Origin of the sequence: Terriglobus sp. YAF25 (genome assembly GCF_052113305.1) — a bacterium.
Classification (GTDB): Bacteria; Acidobacteriota; Terriglobia; order Terriglobales; family Acidobacteriaceae; genus Terriglobus.
In genome coordinates this window covers 1-1,997 of record NZ_JBFRCY010000798.1, presented here as the reverse complement: position 1 = coordinate 1,997, position 1,997 = coordinate 1, and the positions used below count along the sequence as shown (strand labels likewise).

At 58.0% G+C, this 1,997-nt stretch carries 2 protein-coding genes and 1 pseudogene; 1 reads left to right on the top strand and 2 read right to left on the bottom strand.

Translation table 11 applies throughout. The features are described from left to right. Window positions 1-646: alpha-amylase family glycosyl hydrolase (locus tag AB4043_RS23855; RefSeq protein WP_442308296.1), on the bottom strand; the 646-nt coding region annotated here is incomplete at its 3' end. Between the two features lie 103 nt (window positions 647-749). Here AB4043_RS23855 and AB4043_RS23850 point away from each other — a divergent pair. Beyond that, window positions 750-1,217 carry an AI-2E family transporter gene (locus AB4043_RS23850; protein WP_442303265.1) on the top strand — a complete coding sequence of 156 codons (468 nt, stop codon included), beginning with the start codon at window positions 750-752 and terminating at the stop codon, window positions 1,215-1,217. A 233-nt stretch (window positions 1,218-1,450) separates the two neighbouring features. Here AB4043_RS23850 and AB4043_RS23845 read toward each other — a convergent pair. Next, a pseudogene (locus AB4043_RS23845) lies at window positions 1,451-1,997 on the bottom strand (replication-associated recombination protein A); the annotation flags it as partial.

The following is a 1,997-nucleotide window of genomic DNA, read 5'->3' as shown; positions in this document are numbered from 1 at the left end:
CTTTGCCATCGCGCTCATAGCGATACTTCGCCAGCAGCCCGATCATCCACGGCTCATAGCCCTTGACGAAGTCGAAGCGAAAGCCGTCAAACTTCAACTCTTCAATGAGCAGGCGGGAGTACTCGTACATGGCCTCATAGACCCGCGGATTGCGATGACACAGGTGAGGGAAGCCGGCGAAGTTCTCGCCCTCCATCATTACCTGCTCATAACGGGAGGGATGAAAGCAGTTCCAGTCTCGAGGAAATTTACCCGACTTCGGGGTGAACTTCGTCCATCGCTTCTGTCCATCCAGCGGATTTAGCTCCTCTCCGTCGGCGCCGGAGTTGTGATTGATCACCATATCGGCATAGGCTCCGATCTTGTGGTCATGGATGGTCTTGATCAAAGCCTCCAGTTCGGCGCGGTTGCCGTACAGTGTCTTGACGCCGCCCTTCTGGTCGAAGTCTCCAAGGTCAAAGTAGTCATAGGGGTCATAACCGTTCGACTTGATGTCCGCGGCTTTTGAGATCGGAGGAAGCCAAAGCGCATTGATGCCCGAGTCCGCAAGCTGCGGTGTAAGTTCTCTGAGGTGATTCCACCATTCGCCGGCCTTGTTTTCATGGATCGGGGCGTCCCARTAAAAAGCCTGCATCATGACGGCCATATCGCGTTCTCCAGGGGAAGATGGTGCATGCGCTGTGCTGTAGTCTTATGTGCTTGATGGCGCATCCAAAGTGTTTGGATGCCGATTTCTTCGGAGGGCTGCTTTGACCGGCTTTGATCGCGAGAATGCACTAAAGACGGCCGGCGGAGCCTTGGTGGCGTGGTGGCGCGCCACGACACTCGATGCACTGATCGTGGGTGCGTTGTGGTGGCTTGGACTTACCCTCATCGGTGTCCCACTGGCTCCGCTGTGGGGCATGCTCGGCGGGCTGCTGCAGTTCATTCCCAACTTCGGTCCTGTACTTGGCGTCTGCGGTCCTGCGCTGGCGCTCCTGTTTACCGATAAGGACTGGTACAGCTACTGCTGGCTGCTGGGCCTCTATGGCGCGATCGCGGCCATAGACGGTCTGCTGATTCAACCCTATCTGCTGAAGCGGACGGCGCGTGTTCCCTGGTGGGCAGCCTTCTTCGGGCCGATTGTGCTGGGCATCATCATCCCCTTCTGGGGAGTCTTGCTGGCCCCGCCACTGCTGGCCATTATCTATGCGTTTCGGAAGCCCAAGGTAAATTAGTGTGGCTAGAGCGATCAGCCGTTTGCATGCCTTCGTTGACTCATTCTTCGCGGTTTTATCGCGAAGGGTGGGGGATCAGCGGAGCGAGACCGGTTTCTTTTTTAGAAAGTACAAATCCTTCAAGTGTTTCGAAGAAACGGTCGCGCATAGCGCGATACCCTGTTCTTTCGCTTACCAGCGAAGGAACGGGGCAACGAGAAAGTCGACTCTCCTATTATTTGCTGCCTAGCTGGCTAACCTTTGCGTTTCGATTCGCGAATGCGCCGGATCTCCTCCATGCGCTGCGCGAGTAGCTTTTCACGGCCATCCTGCGTGGGATGGTAGTAGCGGCGGTTCGCGAGAGACGGAGGCAGGCAATCCATATCGGCCACCTTGCCTTCGATGTCGTGGGCGTACTGATAATCCTTCCCATAATCGAGTGACTTCAGCAGCGAGGTGGGAGCATTGCGAAGGTGCAGCGGCACAGGCTCCGCGGCCGTGCGCTGGATATCCTGCTGGATCGCACCCCATGCGGTGTAGACCGCATTCGACTTCGGCGCCAGGGCGAGGTAGGTCACGGCCTGGGCGAGCGCGAGCTCTCCTTCCGGAGAACCGAGGAAGTGCATGGCATCGCGCGCCGAAAGGCAGAGATTGAGCGCCTCCGGCGCCGCCAGGCCGATATCTTCTACGGCCATCCGAACCACTCTGCGAGCCACATACATGGGGTCTTCGCCGGCGGCGAGCATCCGGCCAAGCCAGTACAGAGAGGCATCGGCGTCGGAGTTCCGCACCGACTTGTGC